The organism is Sutterella parvirubra YIT 11816 (assembly GCF_000250875.1).
Taxonomy (GTDB): Bacteria; Pseudomonadota; Gammaproteobacteria; order Burkholderiales; family Burkholderiaceae_F; genus Sutterella; species Sutterella parvirubra.
On sequence record NZ_JH604964.1, the window covers coordinates 5,364 to 7,482 of the forward strand.

2 protein-coding genes are annotated in these 2,119 nt (G+C 68.8%); both read left to right on the forward strand.

Translation table 11 applies throughout. The annotated features are described in order from the left end of the window. On the forward strand, positions 1-1,465 hold a 1,465-nt coding region (locus HMPREF9440_RS05530), incomplete at its 5' end, for a sensor histidine kinase (protein WP_008542289.1). Continuing rightward, a complete protein-coding gene (locus HMPREF9440_RS05535) occupies positions 1,462-2,082 on the forward strand; it encodes a response regulator transcription factor (protein WP_008542290.1) in 621 nt (206 codons plus the stop codon). The genes HMPREF9440_RS05530 and HMPREF9440_RS05535, both read left to right, overlap by 4 nt. The last annotated feature ends 37 nt before the right edge of the window (positions 2,083-2,119 follow it).

A 2,119-nucleotide genomic window follows, 5' to 3' on the forward strand; every position in this document is an offset into this window, starting at 1 on the left:
CGACGCGGCGCTGCTCCCGGGGTGCCTCTGGGAGCGCCTTCACGTCGACGGCCTCATCGACCCCGACCGCTTCACGCCGGTGACGGCGCTCCGGCCCGAGCCCGAAGAGGCGGTGAAGGAAACGAAGGCGGCTTCGGGCGAACCCTCCGGGCCCGCGCAGAACACTGAAGACGCCGGAGTCGCTGAAAACGCCGGACAGGAGCCGAGCCCGGGGAACGCCCCCGGCCGGTGCCTCTCCACCACCGTGCGCTACCCCGACTGGATGCTGGGCTACGCGCCTTCCGCCCCGAACGACACGCTCCGCCAATTGGCGGCCGCCGTCTTTGAGACGGAGGGCGAGGAAAAGGGTGAGGGCATCGCCGCCCGCACGGGCGAACGGTGGGACTTTCGCGTCGACCTCCGCGAAGTGCGGGACGCGATGGAGCAGCTCGAAATCGGCCCCTGGGCCCATTTGGGTGAGCGAAGCGTCAGGCGCCTCATTGAACGCCACATGGACAAGGTGGCGGCGGCGCTGCTGCTTCTGCTCCTCCTGGTGCTCCACAGCGTGCGCGCGAACCATCTCGTGCGCGTCAGAACGTCCGAACTGACCGAAGCCCTCCACGAGCGCGACCGCATGGAAGAAGAAGCCAAGCGCGGGCGCGAGCGCCTCTCCGCCGTCGAGCGCGCCGGGATCATCTCGCAGATGAGCGGGATGTTCGCGCACGAACTCAAACAACCTCTGGCGGCGGTGAGGAACTACGTCGGGGGCCTCCAGCTTCGCGCCAAGATGACGCCGAACCCCGACCCGATGACGCTCGAAGTCCTCTCCGCCATCGACGAGGAAGCCTCCCGCGCCGCGGGGATCGTCGAGCGCGTGCGGAGCTACGCCAAGGCGGGCGCCCGAAAGCACGGCGAGACGAATCTGACCGACGCCGTGCGCCGCGCCGTCGACTACGCGCGCCGCCACGACAGCCGGTGCGCGCCCGTGCAGCTGGTGCCGGGCGGCGCCTTGGGCGCCGGTTCTGAAGAGGACGTGTCGCTCACCGTCTGGGGCGATGCCTTGGAGTTGGAGCTTTTGATCCTCAACCTCGTGAGAAACGCGTCGCATGCCGCCACCACGAACGACGCGGCGGATCCCGCCGTGCGCGTGAGCCTGGAAGAGAAGAACGGGAAGGCGGTCGTGACGGTCGAGGACAACGGGCCCGCGCTCACGGACGAAGCCTTCGCGCGGCTCACCGGTTGGGGCGACTCCATCAAGCGGGAGGGGCTCGGGATCGGGCTCTCGATCTGCCGCGGGATCGCCGACCGCCACGGCGCGGCCCTCAAATTCACCCGCCGCACCCCGCACGGGGTGGCGGCGAAGCTCTCGGTGCCGCTTTGGGACGGCATCGAGCCGGGCGCGGAAGCCGAATCCGATGAATCCGCCGCCCGCCTGACGAAGAACACGCCGTCCGCGGACGGCACGAATCCGGAGACGAAACGATGACGACGATGCTGGTGCGCTTGGTGGACGACGATGAGGAACTCCTCAAAAGCACGGCCTTCCTGCTCCGGATGGCGGGCTTCGACGTGCTCACGTACGCCTCCGCCGAAAGCTTTCTGGAATTGGACGACGCCACCCGGCCCGGGTGTCTGGTCTTGGACCAGCGCATGCCCGGCATGACCGGGATGGAACTCCAGGAGGCGATGGTGGAGCGCTCCGAAACGCTCCCCATCATCTTCCTCTCCGCGCACGGCGACATCCCGATGGCGATGCAGGCCGTGCACCGCGGGGCGGAGGACTTCCTGGTCAAGCCGGCTGATCCGCAGGTGCTGATCGAGGCCGTCCGGAAGGCCTGCGAAAAGAGCATCGAGGCGGCGTCCGAAGGCGCCGAAACCGACGCGGTGGCGTTGATTGCGCAGCTGACGGCGCGCGAGCGCGACGTCGCTGAAGGCGTCGCCAAGGGCCTCCTCAACAAGCAGATCGCGGACGAACTCGGCATCTCGCTCGTCACCGTCAAGATGCACCGCGGGAACGTCACGAAAAAGCTCGGCGTCAAGAGCGCGGTCGCGATCGCGGAACTGCTCCGTCGGGCCGGGTCCGGCGCGGGAGCCGTACGATGAAGCGCCGTCGTCTGCTGGCCGGGTTTGCCGGGGCGGC